Below are 20,142 nucleotides of genomic sequence, written 5' to 3'. Positions count from 1 at the left end.
TATATGTTTTTGATCTTCGATACCGAAACCACTGGGTTGCCCAAGAATTGGAATGCCCCTATAACCGACACGGATAACTGGCCGCGCTGTATTCAAATCGCTTGGCAGCTACATGATGAAATGGGCAATCTGGTGGAGCATCAAGATTATCTGGTCAAACCCGAAGGATTCAACATTCCGTACGATGCCGAAAAGATCCATGGCATATCTACGGCTCTGGCAGAGCAAAAGGGTGTTTCCATGGCCGACGTGCTTGAAAAGTTCAACACGGCGATGGCGCGAACCAAATTTATTGTCGGCCAAAACGTGGGCTTCGATGTCAATATCATGGGGGCCGAGTTTCATCGATTTGCGATTGAAAACCCCTTACAGGATCTTCCGGTGTTGGATACCTGTACCGAAGAAACCGCAGTGCTTTGTCAAATTCCCGGTGGACGAGGGGGTAAATTTAAACTTCCGACCTTAACGGAATTACATCAACACCTATTTGGTGAGCCTTTCGGCGAAGCGCATAATGCTACTGCCGATGTGGAGGCCACTACCCGCTGCTTCTTGGAACTCCTCCGAAGGAAACACTATCCCATTGAAAAATTGGATGTACAGCCTGACTACTATGAGAATTTCTCCGACGAGAATCCTCAAGAAATCCAGTTGATCGGACTCAAGCATATCAATCTCAAAAAAGCTTCCAAAAAAATAGCGGATGCATTATGGGAAAAAGACACTGGTGGCGTATCGGAGTCCGAGATCCAAAAAAACGTACAAACCCTCGAGGAGGCGCAGTATGCGCATTTGCATAACCATTCACAGTTTTCGGTGTTGCAATCCACTATTGCTGTTCGTGACCTGGTAAAGGCTGCCGGTGATGCCCAAATGCCGGCCGTGGCGATTACCGACCATGCGAATATGATGGGCGCTTTTCACTTCGTAAAGGAAATCAAAGCACATAACAACGGGGTGAAGACAAGAAACGCCGAGGCAGTCGAAAAAGGAGAGCTGCCATCGGAAACCGAGATCAAACCGATTATCGGATGTGAATTTTTCGTTTGCGATGACCATACGAACAAGAACGTAAAGGATTATGGCTATCAGATCGTGCTCTTGGCAAAGAACAAAAAAGGGTACCACAATCTGGCCAAAATGTCCTCGATCGCCTATACGGACGGATTTTACTATGTACCTCGAATCGATAAAAAGGTAATTGAACGGTACAAGGAAGACGTTATCGTGCTGACCGGTAATCTGTATGGCGAGGTACCCGGTAAAATTTTGAACGTAGGGGAGAAGCAAGCGGAAGAGGCCTTGCTTTGGTGGAAAGCACAATTCGGCGATGATCTCTACATAGAGATCATGCGACATGGCCAAGAAGATGAAAACCGTGTGAATCAGGTATTGATCGAATTCGCCAAAAAGCACCAGGTACAAATGGTCGCGACGAACAATACATATTACTGCGCGAAAGCGGATGCCGACGCCCATGATATTCTCCTGTGCGTGAAGGATGGTGAAAAACAGGCGACTCCTATCGGCAGGGGGCGTGGGTATCGATACGGCTTACCCAATCAAGAATACTATTTCAAGTCTCAAGAAGAGATGAAAGAGCTGTTCAAAGACCTTCCGGATGCGATTTTAAATGTGGCGGAGGTTTTGAACAAAATCGAACCTTTTGAATTGGCACGAGATGTACTCCTGCCCAAATTCGATATTCCCGAAGCGTTTAAAGTGCCCGAAGATGCCATTGATGGAGGTAATCGCGGTGAGAATGCCTACCTGCGCCACATTACGTATGAAGGGGCCAAAAAAAGATATGAAGTCATCACGCCGGCAATCGAAGAGCGTATCGATTTCGAATTGGATACGATCAAAAATTCGGGGTATCCGGGCTATTTTTTGATTACAGAAGATTTTATTCGGGAGGCGCGTAACATGGATGTATCCGTTGGGCCCGGTAGGGGTTCTGCAGCAGGTTCCGTGGTCGCCTACTGTTTGACGATTACCAATATCGACCCCTTGAAATACGATTTGCTTTTTGAGCGGTTCTTGAATCCGGATAGGGTATCTATGCCCGATATCGATATTGATTTCGATGATGAAGGTCGAGGTCGTGTGATGGATTATGTGATCAATAAATATGGTGCAAACCAAGTCGCACAGATCATCACTTATGGTACGATGGCCGCGAAGTCTTCCATTCGTGATACGGCCAGGGTACTGGACCTGCCCCTGGGTGATGCGGACCGGATTGCGAAGTTGATTCCGACCATGTCGAAGTTAGGAAAGATCTTCGGACAGTCGGAAACGGACCTGAAAAAGAAATTTCGCGCGGACGATCTCGAGAAAGTACATCAGCTGCTGAATATTTCGGAAGGTGATGATTTGGAGGGGCAGACCCTAAAAATGGCCAGAACCCTTGAAGGTTCGGTTCGAAATACGGGCATACATGCCTGTGGCGTGATTATTACCCCTGATGATATTACCAATTTTGTTCCGGTGGCAACGGCCAAGGATTCTGACTTGTATGTGACGCAATTCGATAACTCCGTCGTTGAAAGTGCCGGGCTATTGAAGATGGATTTCTTGGGATTAAAGACCTTGACCTTGATCAAGGACACCGTAAAGATCGTAAAGGCCAAACATGGGGTCGAATTGGTGCCGGACGATTTTCCGTTAGACGATGAAAAGACCTATGAGCTCTTTCAACGTGGGGATACGGTAGGAATATTTCAATATGAATCGCCGGGGATGCAAAAACATATGAAGGATCTAAAGCCTTCTGTTTTCGATGACCTTATTGCCATGAATGCCCTGTATCGCCCAGGTCCAATGGAGTATATCCCTAGTTTTATCCGAAGAAAACATGGCGACGAGGAGATTGCCTATGACCTTCCGGATATGGAGGAATACCTGAAGGAGACCTATGGTATCACGGTGTACCAAGAACAGGTGATGTTGCTTTCCCAAAAATTAGCAGGTTTTTCCAAGGGTGATGCCGATGTACTTCGAAAAGCCATGGGGAAGAAGATATTCGCCTTACTCCAAAAACTAAAACCACAGTTTTTGGATGGCGGTGAAAAGAACGGACACCCTAGGGAAGTCTTGGAAAAGATATGGAAAGATTGGGAAGCTTTTGCGGCCTATGCCTTCAACAAAAGCCACTCTACCTGCTACGCCTATATCGCCTATCAGACCGCTTACCTCAAGGCACATTATCCTGCAGAATACATGGCGGCTGTTTTGAGCAATAACATGAACGATATCAAGCAGGTGACCTTTTTCATGGAAGAATGCAAACGAATGGGGCTTGAGGTTTTAGGCCCTGATGTGAATGAATCGTATTATAAATTTGCGGTCAACAAAAATGGGGCGGTACGTTTTGGTATGGGTGCCATTAAGGGGGTCGGCCGTTCGGCGGTGGAAACCATTGTGGCCCATCGCAAGGAAGATGGCAACTTCAAATCCGTTTTCGATTTGGCGAAGCGCGTCGATCTTCGGGCCGCGAATAAGAAAGCCTTTGAAAATTTAGCCGTTGCAGGCGGATTTGATTCTTTCGGAACTACACATCGGGCACAATATTTTCACGATACTGGAGATGGCATCACCTTTTTGGAAAAGGTGATCAAATCGGCTGCGAAGTACCAAGAGAACAAGAATTCATCCCAAATGGATATGTTCGGGGGCATCAGTGAAGCACAGATTCCAGAACCTGAAGTGCCTCCTTGTGAGGCATGGGGTACTATGGAGAAACTTCGTAGGGAAAAAGAAGTTGTCGGAATCTATATTTCAGGCCATCCGTTGGATGATTTCAAAACGGAAATCGAAGCCTTTTGCAATGCCAGTGTTTCTTGCGCCAACGAACTCGAGAACTATGTCAATCGCGAATTGTCAATGGCCGGGGTGATTACCGATGTGCAACATCGCGTTTCCAAAAATGGAAAAGGATGGGCCGCTTTTACGATGGAAGACTACACCGATTCATTTGAGTTTCGGATTTTTGGGGAGGAGTATCTCAAATTCCGTCATTTCTTGATGATCAATTCCTTTGCTTACGTGAAAATCTTTGTGCGTGATGGTTGGGTCAATCGAGATACGGGTAAAAAAGGGGACCCTCGCATGCAGTTCAATAGTTTCATGTTGTTACAGGAAGTGATGGAAGCCTACGCCAAAAAATTGACCATCAAGTTGAATATCGCCAATTTAAAGGAGGAACGCATTCGGTATTTGAAAGATACTTTGGTCTCCCATAGTGGCAGTCATACCTTAAATTTTATCGTCTATGAAATGGAAGAGGAAATCAAGGTCAATTTATCCCCAAGAAAACAGAAAGTGCAAATATCGAGTGAATTATTGCACCAGTTACAAGAAAACGAAGTGCATTATAAACTGAATTAAAAACAAAACCCGTAACCTGAATAAAGTCAATAAATTACATTGATTGGGCCATAGTCAAAACGAATAATAGGCGGGTAAGGAACAAGCAATTTATTTGACTAACTTTGTGTAATTCTAAAATAAAACAAACATGGCATTAGAAATAACGGATGCAACTTTTGATGAAGTAGTACTAAAGAGTGATAAACCGGTAGTAGTTGACTTTTGGGCAGCGTGGTGCGGACCTTGTAGAATGGTAGGTCCTATCATCGATGAGGTGAGTAGTGAATACGAAGGGAAAGCCGTAGTCGGTAAGGTAGATGTAGATGCGAATCAAGAGTTTGCCGCCAAATATGGTGTACGTAACATACCCACGGTATTGGTTTTCAAAAATGGTGAAATCGTAAACCGTCAAGTAGGAGTATCTCCGAAGCAAGTGTATACTGACGCAATAGACGCAGTGCTATAATGCGTTAGATTCCGTAATCGGAATAGAAAATAGAATCCTGTCTTTCTTGAGATGGGATTCTTTTGTTTTGGGGCTAGGGGCGGTTTGTAGTTGGAATCTGGAATTTGTATTTTGAAGCTAGGAGCTAGGAGCTAGGAGCTAGGAGCTGGGAGCTGGGAGCTGGGAGCTGGGAGCTGGGAGCTGGGAGCTGGGAGCTGGGAGAAGTGAGTGATAGGTTTGAAGTGTAGTGATTGTAATTGTCGATGAAAAATAATTCGTGCTAAGTGAACAGTGAACAGTGAACAGTGAACAGTGAACAGTGAATGGCCAGTCGCCTCCTCAATTATGGTTATCTTAGTGTTATGAATCTACAATCCGAATTAAATAAATCCTCCTTATTCCAGAATTTAGAGCTGTTGGCCAATCAGGTAGTCGAGGGATTCATAAGCGGCATTCATAAGAGTCCGTTTCACGGTTTTTCCGCAGAATTTGCAGAGCACAAGATTTACAATAACGGGGAAAGTACGAAACATATCGATTGGAAGTTGTTCGCCAAAACGGATAAGTTGTATACGAAGCGCTACGAAGAGGAAACGAATCTGAGATGTCATATGATTTTAGATAGTTCGGCCTCAATGTACTATCCTGAGGTGAAGAACCTGAGCGTAAACGATTTGAACAAAATTGGGTTCGGTGTACTGTCTATAGCGGCGCTAATGAATATTTTGAAACGTCAACGCGATGCGGTGGGGCTAAGTGTGTTCTCTGACCAGTATAATTTTTACTCGCCTGAGAAGGGTAGTGAAAGACACCATCAAATGTTGTTGGCCAAATTGAGTGAGATCAGTTTGGACAAAACTCCGGCGAAAGAAACGGAAACCTATGCCTATTTGCATTTAATAGCGGAAAAGATCAAACGGCGTAGTCTGATTTTTCTGTTTACCGATATGTTTCAAACGGCCACGGATGATGAGAAACTATTCGATGCGCTTCGACATTTAAAATACAATAAGCATGAAGTGGTGTTGTTTCACTTGATCGACAAGTCTACCGAACAGGAGTTCGATTTTGAAAATACCCCAAAGCGCTATATAGATGTAGAGACTGGCGCTCACATTGATCTGTATGCCGAGAACGTGAAAGAAGCCTATGAAAAGAGTGTGGCAACATATTTCGATGCATTAAAACTAAAATGCGCCCAGTATAAGATGAAGTATGTTGGCGTAGATGTCCGTGGTGATTTTTCAAAGGTGCTCAATACCTATATGGTCGAACGTCAAAAATTTCTTTAGGAAGCCCTTAATTTTGGGAGAAATAGTTTGTGCAATAGAAATATCGATTTATATTTGCACTCGCTTTAACAAAGCATTTTGAACAAGATTTGAATCTGGCTGTTGCCAGAGTACGCTAGAAGCGCATAAAATCATTGGTCTGGTAGTTCAGTTGGTTAGAATACCTGCCTGTCACGCAGGGGGTCGCGGGTTCGAGTCCCGTCCAGACCGCTAGTAAAATCAAGCCCTCACGGATGTGGGGGTTTTTTGATTCATATAGTTGCACGCAGATTGCACGCAGTTTTATTATTTATTTGAACTTCTTTTTAGGTTTTCTACTATAAACTCAGCCCTTTCGTACAGTTCGTCATAAGTCACAACTTGAATATTTCGGCTATCATTTCGGAAAAGCTCTAAGGTTCTTTTTTTTATCTCCGCTTCTCTATAACTCCCAGCGGTTTCTAGTTCCGACCAACTTCCAATTATTAGAATAGTTTCAGAATCAAATGCCTTTTCATTCACTAAATTACCATCAGAGTCCACTTGAGGCTTATCAAATTTTATCAAGCCCGCCGCTTTTTGCTCTAAAATTTGCGAACAAGCATTCTGTAAATTTCTGGATAGTGACCATGCTCCAGATCGGTTTTTATCTTGACCAAAGAGGTGGGTTGAAGGTTTTTTGAGTTCAACAAAAGTCACGAATTTAGAATCGGATAGTAGAAAATCGGAAATAACCGCATTACTTCCATCCAGGTCTTGTCCGGAAACGTTCCCTTCTTTTTGGAGTATCCCTTGATATTTATAACTCGTTCCGAGACCTAAAATCCATTCATTTCGCTCAAAAAACGCCTGCCAAGTAGATTCCTCTTTAGCGTTGGGCATGTTAATGAGCTGTCGGTATTCTTTCCAGTATTGAGGCTTTTCAAGTAATTTTTTAAAGTATCCAAGCCCTCTTTTTCTGAAAGCTAAGTTCACGATGTCTCGGGATGTAATTATTCCTTCTTCAATAACGGACTCGACAACAGCTTGGCCACCTTCTTTGGCAAGAAGCGTTTTGATTAATTTTATGTTCTCGGTTGTAAGTTCGGTATCTGCTATTTTAATACGTTTTTCCGAGATGGCAGCTAAATCGGTTTGGTCTAAAAAACTCAGGAAAGCTCTTAACTGTGCTAAATTGAATTTACTGAATTTTACTCTCTGCTTTTCTATGTTACCAATCAGTTTAATAATTTCAATGCCCTCAATATCATTCTTCTCCTTAATGTAGACGGCTTTCAGCATGGTTTTGCTTGACAATTTGGTAACAAAGCCTTCGTCGTCGTCATGTACAATTTGAAAAAACCTGCCTTTTTCAAATTCATGGCTGTACAAATAATTAGGTTTGGAATTTATAATTACATCGTCCTCTGTTGGCTTAAGCCTATTTGGTCGGTCTCTTATCATGCAAAGATATTTGTGATTTAATTCTAGGATATTGAGAAAGCAGTTCGCTCTTTAATCATTTAAAAGCAACTTCCTGATCATAGTTTATTTCGGTTTTTACTTGCCTGCTTTCCCATTGATAAAGTCACGTATTAATAAAAGCTTTTAATGAATCTATTAATGATTAGATTCAAATTTGATTTGAAATAGAGCGTTTTGTATCGCAGGATGAAGCCAACAGTAAAGTGTTGTGTAAAGCACCCAATCAACTAAGCATAAAAATAATCATTATTTTTCTTATATAGATTATAAAATCAAAAATAAGATAAAAAATATTGTTTATTTTAATATATTTGAATCAAATAAGGAAATAATGGTTGAAAAAATATCTAAATCTCAGGTTTTAGAACGTATTCAGTTTGAGAATTACTGGTGGCGTAATAACAGTATTGAAGAGGATTACAATGCCATGCAACGCCGATTGTACTTTGATATTTTCAAACCTATGGTATTTGACCGAACCATAAACAGGGCGGTTGTGCTAATGGGGCCAAGAAGGGTCGGGAAAACTGTGATGTTGCACCATACTATTCAGGAATTAATAGACGACGGGGTGCCCGCTCAAAAAATTATTTTCATTACGGTAGAAAATCCGATTTACACGAATATTGCCTTAGAGGAGCTTTTCAAATATGCCTTGGAAGCCATCGGCAATCAAAACCCCAAAGACTGTTTTGTATTTTTCGACGAGATCCAATACTTGAAAGATTGGGAAATTCACCTAAAGACATTGGTGGACAGTTATCGCGGCACAAAGTTTGTAGTGTCCGGTAGTGCCGCTGCTGCACTAAAATTTAAAAGTAATGAGAGCGGTGCGGGACGCTTTACTGACTTTTTATTGCCGCCCCTTACCTTCTACGAATACATACACATAAACAATCTACAGCACTTGATGGTCGAGAGCAATTTGCTCTGGAAAGGGAAGGAGCAACATTTTTACGATACCGTAAATTCCCAGTTGTTGAATGAGCATTTTGTGAAGTACATCAATTTTGGAGGATATCCTGAGATCATCTTTTCGCCACAGATGCAAAAGAATCCCGGGCGCTATATAAAACAGGATATTGTAGATAAGGTATTATTACGTGATTTACCAAGTTTATATGGTATTAAAGATGTACAGGAATTGAACAGGCTGTTCACTACCATTTGTTTTAATACCGCCCATGAGTTCGAGTACGCGGAGTTGAGCAGAACATCAGGGGTAAAAAAGCACCTTATAAAAACCTATATTGAATATTTGGAGTCTGCTTTTTTGGTCAAAAAAATCGGCAGGGTAGATCAGAGCGGAAAACGTTTCAAAAGAGAAGTGAAGTTTAAAATGTACCTCTCTAATCCATCGTTATATGCTGCTTTATTTACACCATTGGCGATTACTAATGAAAAACGTATGGGTGACTTGGTAGAAACGGCTATTTATTCACAATGGATGCATCGGGATTGGTTTAATCCGTATTATGCCCATTGGGGAAAAGGAGAGGTAGACATGGTGGGAATCGATGAAGGCACTTTACAACCCATTTGGGCATTGGAAATTAAATGGAGTAATAGATACGCAGAAAAACCCAGCGAGTTAAAAAGCCTTATTGATTTCTGTAATTCGAATAAGTTGACTTCCGCATTGGTTACCACTATTGATGTCAAAGCCCAAAAGGAGTTTCAAGGCGTAACCTTGCAATATGTGCCTTGTGCTACCTATGCGTATAATGTTGGTAAGAATACATTGGACAAGAAGAAATAGATTTCAGTAACCGAAAATGCGAACAATCCGCATGGGGAAGGCCTTTTATCTCCGACAAATTTTTCGCCATCTCCCAAAAACCCATCGATAGCCAAGTTTTTTATGCAATTGGGTAGATTTGATGAATTGGGCTCTGGTATTTTGAACGTAAACAAGTATATCAAAGCCTATTCGGGAAAGGATAATCCTCTATTTATTGAAGGAGCTACTTTTAAAACCATAATCCCTATTCCTGTTCGAAGAGTAGATGATGGAGGAACTAGTGGAGCTAATGAAGGAGCAATTGAGGGAGCAATTGAGGGAGTAATTGAGGGAGTAACTGATGGAGTAAAAGAAAGACTAGTTCTTCTTCTAACTGCGATAGCTAATGATGAAGGTAAAAGAGTTCCTGATTATAGAGAAAAGACGAAACTTGCCGAGAGTTCACTAGAAAGATATATTGCTCAACTCCGTACTGCTGGTCTTATAGAATTTAAAGGAGATGCGCCTCAGACCGGCGGGTATTTTTTAAAAGACACTGTCAAACAATTGATAGATGACAGTAAATCGTAGTATTGGATAAATTGCAGGATATTTTTTCACTTTAAATGCGACGATTATAAGTTCACTAGATAAAAACTCCAAAAAGCCGGTTTTCAAAATTCGCCCTTTTAGACAAACAAAATCCTTTTTTAAAATGATTCGTGTCCAATATCCAATTATCTAAGCTCCACAACGAATTAACGAGTGATTTGTCGAAATCCAAAGCCTTGGTTCAATAGAAGACATATCTTTTGGTTTTCAAACTGTATTTATGGAGGTCGTCCTATTGGAAAAAGAAGCTTTTTTTGCTTTGTTCAGAAAGGTGGTCGAACATGTCGAGGCCAATAGGAAGGATACCGAGGACAAATGGATCGATGGGGCGGAGGTAATGTCCATACTCAGAATAAAGTCTACAACTACGCTCCAGAAATTAAGGGACGAGGGAAAAATCCGGTATTCCCAACCCCAGAAGAAGATTATCCTTTACGATAGGGACTCCGTTATAGAATATATCGAGAAACACGCCCGAGAAACTTTTTAATCATGGAAGAAGAAATCAAAGTCGACGAAAAATTTAAAAGTGCCTTTAACATGGGCTACCGTGTGGCAAAGGAGTTAGATCTGAAAACCCAAATAATCAAGGATCAAGAAAAACTGATGCCAAACAGCCCGATACATATGGGTATGCAACAGTATATTGATGAAGCCAAACTTTCCGTGAACATCAAAAAGAGCGAATCTTTGAATCAAAGTACGGACGATACCTTTAAAAGGAAGAAAGGCAGATCACGCGGTAAAGGACCGAGCCTATAGTTCCTCAAAAGTCTTACGCTGTCAATTCATTGCAGAACAATACATATCGATAACCTCTAGAATATTCTCATAGGTGTATTCATCCACCAGTGTCAGGTCAAACTCGCTAGCGAAATTACATAAAATCAGTTCGAGTTCTTCCATAGTATCCTCCTCCAATCCACTGGCTTTAGGTTCATAGATTTTGTAGGCAAGATACCTACCAAATTCCTCATCGAATCTCTTTTCCGAATAGGTGTCACAATCACCTAAAAAATTCTCGAAATAGTACATGTATTTTTGGTTCAGGCCCCAAAAGTAAAGCGCGGTAAGTTCGTCTTTCCCAAGGTCATTTTTGAACTTCCATAGTATTTCATATAGGTCGAGCTTAACTTCATTGGGCAAGTCAAATCCATAGTGATTGACGCTTCTGAACAAGTTGGTAATAACACTATCATTTGATTGCGGTTCAAAAGAAAAACTCATCAATAAATTACGTAGAACTGACTTTTTAAAATAGGCTAAAGTAGCTGCATTGATATCTTTTGTAATGAATATTTTGTCGCTAATACTTATCAATGGGCTATAAATTTTTTTGTTGGTCGTAGGGTGATATTTTGAGATTACCCAAAGATACCGAGTAAAGATTTTAGCGAATGGCATAGCACACTTTTTAACTATTTTATTCAGCTATGTATTCCCAAGCCATTGCGGAAGTCTTGCAAAAATTTCACTCCAATCCTCCCGAGCGGGCGACCTTCGCCCGCCCGCTTTCGGTCGTCTTTCCGTTCCAGTTTTGCAAGACCCCCTCGCGGCCGCGCAAAAGCACAAGCGGCGGAAATGCCGCTTGCTCTTTTCTCTCCCTACCCACAAAAAACCTGGACACTTCCGTATTTCTTTCCATTTTTTCAATACCATATCGGACCAGATAAATCTCCTATTTGTACCCATATATATTGATGTGGTTTGATATGATTTAACGACTTAAATAATTGATTATAAGTTAGTTGTATACACGAATGATTATGTATATTTATCCGTGAAACGGATAGCGAGGTGTATTCTAAGTAACTTAGAATTGTCTACTTCTGGCGAAGTGTTTTGCTTCATAAAGCAATAAAAATGGAACAACGAAAAAGAGGTCGAAAACGATTGGGAGATAGGAAGCGGTACCATAATATCATGCTCAGGTTCAACAATATGGAATACGAAAGATTGAAGCAACTATGCGAATCGTACCAACTGGATATTTCCAAAAGGGGAACGACAAGCCCGCTACTCAGAAGATTGATTTTGCAACAAGGGGCAGCGGAAAAGGATAGGCTTCCAGACACTTCGAGCCTTGCCTATCATATCAACAAGATAGGGAACAATATCAACCAATTGGTAAAACTTGCGCACCATAAAAATCTGCGAAGCTCTAGCAGTAGTTTGCAAAACGAGATACAAAAAACCAATGAATTGCTTTACCAACTTTTGAAAACCATAAGCGAAGAAAAACAAGGATGATAGCAAAGCTGATTTATGGCGAGACCTGTCAAGGAACGATGAAGTACGTTCTTGGAAAAGAGGGTATGCGTGTACTCGGTTACGGCAATACATTTTCACAGAACATATCGCCAAAGTTCTTTGAAAACGTACTGTATTTTCAGGGACAGCGCAATGCCACCAAAAACCGCTATGCCCACATCAGTCTGAACCTTCCTCATGGAGAACACTTGGACGACATGACCTTCCTAAAAATATCCGAAGAGTACATGGAGAATATGGGTTACGGGGAGCAGCCCTATGTCGTGGTCAGACATACCGATACCGAGCATGAACACGTCCATATCGTAACCACCAATGTAAAGGAAGATGGCAAAGTGCTAGGTATTTTCAATAGCCATAGAAAAAGCATGGCGACACGACAATATCTGGAAAAAAAATATGGACTGACACCTGCACCGACAATGAAACGGAAAGATCAACTGCCGATTCACAGGTTGCCCGAACTTCAAACAGGTACGGACGCAACCCAAGGAACGCGATATTATTTACAGGATGTACTCAACAGCATCAACCAAAAATACAGAGTGCGCAGTTTCGATGAACTGGCAAGATTGGTAAAACCTTACCACATCGAAATAAGAACTACAAAGAACGAATCGGGAAGGGTAGGTGTCGCTTACGGGCTTAACAACCAAAAAGGCTATCAGACAAGGTTCATCAATGGCTCTGAAGTGCACCGAGGATTGAGCGGCCCGAAACTTCAAAAGGTCTTCGACATCCATTCCAAATCGAAGCTGTTACCGATGCAACGCAAACGTCTGTTGAAACAAATTGAAACTACCTATAAACTTTTCAAAACCATCCGTCCGAACGACCTTCAAGATGTACTCAAGGAGTATCAGAGAATCGACATAAAACTGGACATAAAAGGATTTGTTATCGAGGGGTACACGGTCTTTGACAAATCGATGTACGTTTTCAGGGCAAGGGAACTCGGCAGGAACGTTCGGATGCAGAATCGTTTGGACATTTTCGGCAATAAGGAGGAATCCACTCAAATCGATATCGGAAGCAGACAGTTCAGATTGGAAGTCCAAAAAGTCATACAAGAGGCATTGACGACATCTTACCTGAAATCCTCGAAACCGAACGAGTTGCTATCCGAACATATCGAAAAAATGAAGTTCAAGGATATCGTTCCGGGACTGTTGGCCTCGGAAAGACATACTTTCTTGGAGCGCTACATCCCAAGAAATCAAAGGACGGAATTCAGGAAAGCCCTAGAAAATACCTTTCCGATTGTCAGGGAAAGGCAGTATGAAGTCGAGACCAAGAAGGAAAAGGCCGCTCTGCAAGACAAATTCAATCTCATAGGCAAGGTATTGAAAAATAAAATCTTCGATGTCGGCACGGAGCAGGGAAGCGTCCGTCTTTTGTTCCAGGCTTTGGGCATAAAGTATCGTAATGACCAATTGTCCTATACGAATTCGGACAGGCATACGATTCCCGTAAAATTGGGCAAACTACCTTTTCCGGAAGCTATGGAGAACTTTGTGTCCTCGGGCTTTGTCCGTCAAAACCATTTGATGCTGAAAATGTTATCGGATGGGTCTTCCGAAAATAGCTCCAAGCTGACGGCGACCGCTATGTTCCTGCCGATGATATTCCCTAAGCTTTACAAAAGGATGAGTCCCGAGTACAGAACGAAATACGAAGGCTTGGCGTTAAGTGCGTATATAAAAGATGCCGAACGTATGCATGCGCCTTTTGAAAAATCGGCAAAGGACTATATCGCTTTGTTCAATGCCAAGGGATTCTATTTTATAAAAAGGGAAGAAGGGTTACGGGTAAAGTCGATTTATACAGGTATAGAATCAAGCCATACCTTGTCCAGAAGAACAAGCCTTTATTTGGGTTCGATTCCTGATTTAAGCAATGTTCTGCAGCAACAAAAGCCCATCATCCGAGACCTATTGGAAGAGGGTAGGAACAATCTTGAAAACCTATGGGCAGGACATTTGATGGAAAGGGGAATGTACGACAAGGTCGCCTTTATGCTAACTGCAGAAAAAGCGTATCCCAACCTGCACCGGGAAATAGTGCAGTACCATATGGATAACGGACTTCGCAAAACCGTTCAAGGAGCCATGGAAAGAAAATCTAGCATTCAACAAATACGTATGCTCAGAAAGGGCGTTTACGCCATCAGTTCATTATTGGGTAGTAGCGGCAAAAAAGCCGAAGAAGTCTACAACGGGTTCAAGGATGAACTTACTGATTTTACAAAATCCAAAAGGAAAGGTATGGGCATGGGACTTCCGTGGTAAAACTTGAAGAGGAATTTTGCGCCCTGACGGGCGCTTTTTTGTGGATAGGGAGAGAAGAGGGATAGTGTTCCGAGCCAAGGTTCGGTCACGCCCTACGGAGTTTATTCTTTACGCTTATCTTCCGGAACGCTAACGAAATTTCGCAGGATCCATGCGCAAGTTAGTTATGGTAGATCTGGGGGTAGGTAACTCGGTTATGGAAAAAATTAAGAACTTATATCAAATTTGTTTTTTAATTTTTAAGAGCCTCGTTGTGTTTGTCAGGGTTTGTTTCTTTGAGTTTGTTTACGTTTTGTAGTTTTCGTTAAATAATTGAGAAATGTTACAACCGTTTCCTTAAAATGAGAAAAAGCCATAAGAGATTTACTTATTTTTAATCCCAAATTAATGCAGTTTTAACAGATACTGCTTTTGGTGAATTCTAAAAATCAATATTGTGCAAAAAGATATATACGCGATTTGGACAGATTTAAATGAAGAACTTTATAAGTTCATTTTAGGAAAAATCAAGGATGAACAAACCTCTAAAGATATTCTTCAAGAGGTATTTCTGAAAATACAGACCAAAATCCATCAACCGAAGCATACTTCAAAACTCACATCTTGGGTTTATCAAATTACTAGGAATACGATTACTGACCACTTCCGCAATAAGAATAATTATGATGGGGCCATTAGTGATTTCCATATTCCAGACGTGCAGGAGGAAAACTTTGAATACTATAAACTAGCGAATTGCATAAATCAAAAAATAGAAAGCCTTTCCTCAAAACATAAAGAGGCAATTATCTTAACCACTTTTAAGGATTACTCACAAAAAGAATTGGCCGAACACTTGAACATATCTTATTCTGGAACCAAATCCCGAATTCAAAAAGCTAGAGAAATTCTTAAAGAGAATATCCTGGACTGTCCAAATGTTGAATCTGATGGAAGAGGTAGCTTATTAGATTTTGATAATAATTGAAAATAATTACGTCTTTTCTGAGTTGCCTCCGTCTATCAGTCATATAATAAATCAAAATATCAAAGATGGATAATTCAGGATTAGTGATTGTGCAAATTATAAATGCTTTCGCAGTAGACGGGAAAGGTGGTAATCCGGCAGGTGTTGTACTGGATGCAGATAACTTATCAAATGCGGAAAAGCTAAAAATATCAAAAAAAGTAGGCTTGTCGGAAACTGCTTTCGTATCACGATCTGAAACAGCGGATTTCAAATTAGAATTCTTTACACCCACTAAACAAATAGTGCACTGCGGCCATGCTACCGTTGCGACCTTCTCGTACCTAAAGCAAATCGGCACACTAAAAGACGATTATTCTTCAAAAGAGACCATAGACGGGAAACGAGGAATAGAAATGATGGGGGAATTAGCCTTTATGGAACAGCTAGCACCAAAATATGTAGACGTCAGCGAGAAAGAAGGTTTGATATTGAAATCCTTGGGTTTAGTGAAAAACGATTTGATTCCAGATGCACCCATTAAATTGGTGAACACAGGAAATTCCTTTATTGTCATCCCAGTCAAAAATGTAGCGATTTTAAGGGGCCTAACACCAAATTTTGATTTGATTTCTGAAATCAGTGAAGTATTCGATTTAATTGGCTATTACGTCTTTACAACGGATATGGATAACAATTACTATGATGCCACCTCAAGGATGTTCGGTCCACGATATGGAATTTTGGAAGAGTCAGGAACTGGGATGGCCGCCGGGCCGCTTGGATGTTATTTATATGACATCTTAAAAATTAACAAACAACGTTTCAAAATTGAACAGGGCAAGTTTATGAACGAACCTTCTCCGAGTTTGATAGTTGTCGATCTAAGCATTGAAAATGAACGAATAACAGGCCTTATGGCTGGCGGAAAAGGAATATTAGATAAAAAAATAGAAATTAAATTAGACGCATAATAGTCAGCTTAAAAAATACGAATTATGAAGAGAACTGTGGGGATTTTAATTTTTGATGATGCAGAGGTATTAGACTTTGCAGGACCGTTTGAAGTATTTTCGGTCACTTCAGAACTAAATAATTTTGAACTTTTCGATGTATTTACAGTTGCCAAAACAATTGAGCCGATTACTGCCGTCAATGGACTTTCGGTAAATCCTAAATATGACTTTGCAAATGCACCAGATATCGATATTTTAATCATCACAGGAGGAGCTGGCACAAGAAATCAAATGGAAGACCGTGAAACCTTAAACTGGATAAAAAAAGTACATAGAGGCAGTTTAATTACAGCTAGTATATGTTCTGGCTCAAGATTACTAGGTGTTTTGGGATTACTCGATTCAAAACCCTATTGTACCCATCACGGAGTTTACGACCATATGTCGAAAATTGTGCCTTCTGGTATTCCGCAAAAATCGAAGCGGTTTGTAGGATTTGATAAACTATTCACTTCTGGAGGAATTTCCGCAGGAATTGATTTGTCCTTTCACATAGTTGAAAATCTTCATGGGAAAGCTATTGCATCGGTAACAGCAGAATATATGGAATATGACTGGAATGAAAGTAGTCTATAAATACTGTAAAGATTAATGGTCACGACTTGAAGAGAACTATCTCAAATGGTATATTTTGCGGACCGAATATTCAAATGACTACTGGCCCGTAAACGGGTAGTATAATGAGTCTACTATGAAAGATTGATGGAATTTTGGAGCAAATTTCGGTACTTATGGAACTACCGACATTTCTTGCACACTTGAATGTATTTCTAGTATTCCCTTTGGTAATAAGTATCTCCATTTATGACAAAATCACATTTTCTCAACTGGCTCGAAGTCATCCTTATGGTTGTATTTCTCTAACCGTCCAATAGCCATTTTCAAACTCGTACAGTTTTCTATCGTGTATTCTGTTTTTCTTAAACTCCATAAACTCTATGCGCATAGGTTTGATTGAAAATCCACCCCAATGGTTCGGCCTGTCAATTTTTGTGCTTTTAGAAGCAAATTCCAAAACCTTCTGTTCAAGCTCAGCCAAGTTTTCAATGACTTCTCCTTGTTTACTGATTGAAGAAACGGCTTGTGATATCCTATTTCGTTCTTCAAAATATGTATTTGCAAGTTCATCCGTTATTCTGGTCGATGGCCCTTGAATCCTGATTTGCCGTTCAGTGTTCGGCCACCAGAAGGTCATAGCCACTTTATTCAGTTTTTCCATTTCCATCCCTTTACGAGAGTTTAATGGTCCCGTAATGATAAGACAATCATCAACCAATCCCTTGAAAGACACAAATCTTGAATTTGGAAAACCATCCAAACCGATAGTAGACAGACAGACCGCAGACGGAACTTCGGAAGTCGTTTGTTTTAGTTCATCATCAAACCATTTTTTGAAGATTTCGATGGGTGTCATATGATTTTTAACTTAAGGTGAAATTTCAGATGGAAAACGATGAGTACATGCGAAGTGCGAGCTTTAAGGGAGCATTATGGCATAAACAATTAGTCAACGTTTAGTTATCAAACATTTGTAAGATGTCATTCAAATGAGTTCTGTTTCCATTAACCTTTCTAAATGAGTTGTAATATTTGTCTGATATTTGCTGAAACTTATCAGCCTGCCCTGCTTCTGACCAACCTGATTTTATTGATTCAAATGCATCAGTATTTTCTATATGCAAGTTAAGTAGCATGTTGGATATGATTTCCCTTTCCTTTAAAGGAAGTACTTTATGTACCAATACAGGACCCAGGGGAATTTCATCTGATACCCATAATAATCTTACCTTCTCCCGGAGTTTTGAATCCGTTTGGATTTGCTTGTAGTATTCATTACTGCCGATAGCGGCTAAATCTGTTTCCCCATTAACCAATTTTTCAAAGGTTAAAGTATGGTTTCCACCATATTCCACTTCCCTGAACTGGGATTCCGGTGATGAAATGCCAAGAGAGCTTAAGAAAAGTCTGGGCACAAGATTACCTGATGTAGACCCCTCTTTTACGAACATCATTGTTAAGTCTTTAGCTTTATTTCCGATATCTGAGTATCTCTCGATTGAATCATTAATGGTCAGCAAAACTGTTTTATAGTTATCGACGGCGTCCTCTTCAATATGCATATTGGCTACGGGAAGCATGTGTTCATTATCTGACGAAAGAATCAAGTACCCCAAAGTATTGATAAATGCGATATCCACTTCATTCGATTTTATTCCCAAAATGAATGATTTTACGTCGGAATAACTCGTAATCGTGACTTTGCGTTGTAGGCGGTCTTCCAATTCTTGGGATAGTAATTTCATGTTTTCTATCCGATCATTAGTGGCATAGGTATAGGTTGCCAGTCTAATAGGCTCCCTATCTTCACTACATCCCCCGGATGAAAGTCCGATAATAACGATTAAAAAAAATAAACTCAGTTTCTTGTTCATTTATAGTAGTGCTTTATTCAACATTGGCCCTTTCCATAATCAGGGACGAAAAGGATTTTACTCCAACTTTTATGCATTCTTCATCAACTGCAAAGTTTGGTGCGTGGTTCATTGCAACCAATCCTTTTTCAGGATTGGAACCGCCTAATAAGAAATATACTCCAGGTGTTTTTTGTTGAAAGTAAGTAAAGTCGTCATTGAAATATGGAATTTGTCCATAATTTGGTGCAACAGTATTATTGCCGTAAATATGATTTATGGTATTGACTGCTTGTTTGGTTAATGCTTTGTGATTTAATACTGTTGGATTTTCTTGGATATACGACATCGAAATGAATTTGTCCTTATGCTCCGATGTACTGATTACCTGCTCAATTTTGGGTAAAATATCAGCCAGCCTTGACTTATTCGTTTCGTAAATGGTTGCTGTTAAAACAAGTTCATTTTTGTCTTTTTTAATCGAAAAGTGCTCATCAACGAATAGATAATCCTGGAACAGAGTATTTGGATTTCCTATTCCTGCTACCGAATCAAATGCCTTTGAAATTTGCCAAGGATCTGTAGTATCTTTTAGTCTTTGCACTTCACGTCTTATCTGACTGTGGAACTCTTTAGAATCTTTTTCTGAAAACTTACCGTCGAATTTAATCTGTAGTATTTTTTGATAGGCAAATATCTCTTCTGGTCTCGCCAAGATTTGACCTACTGGCAAAGCAGTTACGTGTAATGCATATATTTCGTCTATTTGTAACTCTTGATATATATTGTTGTTGACCATATTTTTTGCGCCAACAAAAGTTTCTTCTTCAGGTTGAAATATGAAATAAACCGTACCATTAATCGACTCTTTGTTCTTGGACAATATTTCTGCTATCCCAAGCCCAATTGCTATATGGATGTCATGGCCACATCCGTGTTGCACTCCCTTATTTGTCGATTTAAATGAAACTTTATCAGGAAAATCGCTTGGAATGGCATCCATATCAGCTCTCCAAGCTATATTTTTACCATTTCGATTGCCTTTTAAGATTCCAATAACACCATTCCCCGCAATTCCCGTTTTAACTTCCAGTCCTAAATCAGCTAAGTACTTAGCGATAATTTTAGAAGTTCTAATTTCATCTCCTGCGAGCTCAGGATGTTGATGGAGGTCTCTTCTAATTTGAACCAAATTATCAAATATTCTTTCGGTGTCCTTTACGATTTTTTGATGGATGCTTTTATCCTCGACTGTCCTACAGGCAAGCAAAATGGTCAATAAAGAGGCAATCAATATAAGTTTCTTATTTAATTTCATTTTTTTGAT

17 protein-coding genes and 1 tRNA gene are annotated in these 20,142 nt (G+C 40.3%); 13 read left to right on the top strand and 5 right to left on the bottom strand.

All coding sequences use genetic code 11. The features are described 5' to 3' along the window. The first annotated feature begins 3 nt into the window (after positions 1 to 3). The 4 genes from dnaE to ACKWCA_RS02145 all read left to right on the top strand — a co-directional run bounded on the left by dnaE (position 4) and on the right by ACKWCA_RS02145 (position 6,318). Complete coding sequence (dnaE, locus tag ACKWCA_RS02160; RefSeq protein WP_413976490.1) at positions 4 to 4,389, top strand: DNA polymerase III subunit alpha; 4,386 nt, start codon at positions 4 to 6, stop codon at positions 4,387 to 4,389. 130 nt (positions 4,390 to 4,519) lie between these two features. Beyond that, positions 4,520 to 4,837, top strand: coding sequence for a thioredoxin (trxA, locus tag ACKWCA_RS02155; protein WP_413976489.1), 318 nt, complete (start codon positions 4,520 to 4,522; stop codon positions 4,835 to 4,837). 341 nt (positions 4,838 to 5,178) lie between these two features. After that, positions 5,179 to 6,108, top strand: coding sequence for a DUF58 domain-containing protein (locus tag ACKWCA_RS02150; RefSeq protein WP_413976488.1), 930 nt, complete (start codon positions 5,179 to 5,181; stop codon positions 6,106 to 6,108). A gap of 136 nt (positions 6,109 to 6,244) precedes the next feature. Next, a tRNA-Asp gene (locus ACKWCA_RS02145) sits at positions 6,245 to 6,318 on the top strand. A gap of 75 nt (positions 6,319 to 6,393) precedes the next feature. Here ACKWCA_RS02145 and ACKWCA_RS02140 read toward each other — a convergent pair. Beyond that, the gene (locus ACKWCA_RS02140) at positions 6,394 to 7,383 is read right to left on the bottom strand and encodes a Shedu anti-phage system protein SduA domain-containing protein (protein WP_413976487.1); all 990 of its coding nucleotides are present in this window, start codon (positions 7,381 to 7,383) and stop codon (positions 6,394 to 6,396) included. A 499-nt stretch (positions 7,384 to 7,882) separates the two neighbouring features. On the opposite strand from ACKWCA_RS02140, the gene ACKWCA_RS02135 reads away from it, so the two are divergent. The 4 genes from ACKWCA_RS02135 (at position 7,883) to ACKWCA_RS02120 (ending at position 10,645) form a co-directional block, all read left to right on the top strand. Then, a complete protein-coding gene (locus ACKWCA_RS02135; protein WP_413976486.1) occupies positions 7,883 to 9,310 on the top strand; it encodes an ATP-binding protein in 1,428 nt (475 codons plus the stop codon). 102 nt (positions 9,311 to 9,412) lie between these two features. Further along, positions 9,413 to 9,862, top strand: a complete 450-nt coding sequence (locus ACKWCA_RS02130) for a hypothetical protein (RefSeq protein WP_413976485.1) — start codon at positions 9,413 to 9,415, stop codon at positions 9,860 to 9,862. Between the two features lie 241 nt (positions 9,863 to 10,103). After that, a complete protein-coding gene (locus ACKWCA_RS02125) occupies positions 10,104 to 10,373 on the top strand; it encodes a helix-turn-helix domain-containing protein (protein WP_413976484.1) in 270 nt (89 codons plus the stop codon). Positions 10,374 to 10,375: 2 nt separating this feature from the next. Then, positions 10,376 to 10,645 carry a hypothetical protein gene (locus tag ACKWCA_RS02120; RefSeq protein WP_413976483.1) on the top strand — a complete coding sequence of 90 codons (270 nt, stop codon included), beginning with the start codon at positions 10,376 to 10,378 and terminating at the stop codon, positions 10,643 to 10,645. A gap of 21 nt (positions 10,646 to 10,666) precedes the next feature. Here the strand turns inward: ACKWCA_RS02120 and ACKWCA_RS02115 are convergent, their stop codons facing one another. After that, positions 10,667 to 11,287, bottom strand: a complete 621-nt coding sequence (locus tag ACKWCA_RS02115) for a hypothetical protein (RefSeq protein ID WP_413976482.1) — start codon at positions 11,285 to 11,287, stop codon at positions 10,667 to 10,669. Between the two features lie 459 nt (positions 11,288 to 11,746). On the opposite strand from ACKWCA_RS02115, the gene mobC reads away from it, so the two are divergent. The 5 genes from mobC to ACKWCA_RS02090 all read left to right on the top strand — a co-directional run bounded on the left by mobC (position 11,747) and on the right by ACKWCA_RS02090 (position 16,980). Further along, positions 11,747 to 12,133, top strand: coding sequence for a plasmid mobilization relaxosome protein MobC (gene mobC / locus ACKWCA_RS02110; protein ID WP_413976481.1), 387 nt, complete (start codon positions 11,747 to 11,749; stop codon positions 12,131 to 12,133). Next, a complete protein-coding gene (locus ACKWCA_RS02105; RefSeq protein ID WP_413976480.1) occupies positions 12,130 to 14,442 on the top strand; it encodes a relaxase/mobilization nuclease domain-containing protein in 2,313 nt (770 codons plus the stop codon). Before mobC ends, ACKWCA_RS02105 begins: the two co-directional genes overlap by 4 nt. Positions 14,443 to 14,878: 436 nt before the next feature. Beyond that, positions 14,879 to 15,409: a sigma-70 family RNA polymerase sigma factor gene (locus ACKWCA_RS02100; protein WP_413976479.1), complete on the top strand. Its 531-nt coding sequence runs from the start codon at positions 14,879 to 14,881 to the stop codon at positions 15,407 to 15,409. Positions 15,410 to 15,474: 65 nt separating this feature from the next. Next, the gene (locus ACKWCA_RS02095) at positions 15,475 to 16,362 is read left to right on the top strand and encodes a PhzF family phenazine biosynthesis protein (protein ID WP_413976478.1); all 888 of its coding nucleotides are present in this window, start codon (positions 15,475 to 15,477) and stop codon (positions 16,360 to 16,362) included. A gap of 24 nt (positions 16,363 to 16,386) precedes the next feature. After that, entirely contained in the window at positions 16,387 to 16,980 is a 594-nt protein-coding gene (locus tag ACKWCA_RS02090) for a DJ-1/PfpI family protein (protein WP_413976477.1), read from the top strand. Positions 16,981 to 17,248: 268 nt separating this feature from the next. Here the strand turns inward: ACKWCA_RS02090 and ACKWCA_RS02085 are convergent, their stop codons facing one another. The 3 genes from ACKWCA_RS02085 to ACKWCA_RS02075 all read right to left on the bottom strand — a co-directional run bounded on the left by ACKWCA_RS02085 (position 17,249) and on the right by ACKWCA_RS02075 (position 20,133). After that, complete coding sequence (locus tag ACKWCA_RS02085) at positions 17,249 to 17,818, bottom strand: pyridoxine/pyridoxamine 5'-phosphate oxidase (protein WP_413976476.1); 570 nt, start codon at positions 17,816 to 17,818, stop codon at positions 17,249 to 17,251. Between the two features lie 100 nt (positions 17,819 to 17,918). After that, the gene (locus tag ACKWCA_RS02080; RefSeq protein WP_413976475.1) at positions 17,919 to 18,836 is read right to left on the bottom strand and encodes a phosphate/phosphite/phosphonate ABC transporter substrate-binding protein; all 918 of its coding nucleotides are present in this window, start codon (positions 18,834 to 18,836) and stop codon (positions 17,919 to 17,921) included. Between the two features lie 13 nt (positions 18,837 to 18,849). Next, a complete protein-coding gene (locus tag ACKWCA_RS02075) occupies positions 18,850 to 20,133 on the bottom strand; it encodes a M20 metallopeptidase family protein (protein ID WP_413976474.1) in 1,284 nt (427 codons plus the stop codon). Positions 20,134 to 20,142: the final 9 nt, after the last annotated feature.

The sequence above is a fragment of the Maribacter corallii genome (assembly GCF_047345415.1).
Taxonomy (GTDB): domain Bacteria; phylum Bacteroidota; class Bacteroidia; order Flavobacteriales; family Flavobacteriaceae; genus Maribacter_C.
This window is presented reverse-complemented; position numbering and strand designations above follow the sequence as displayed.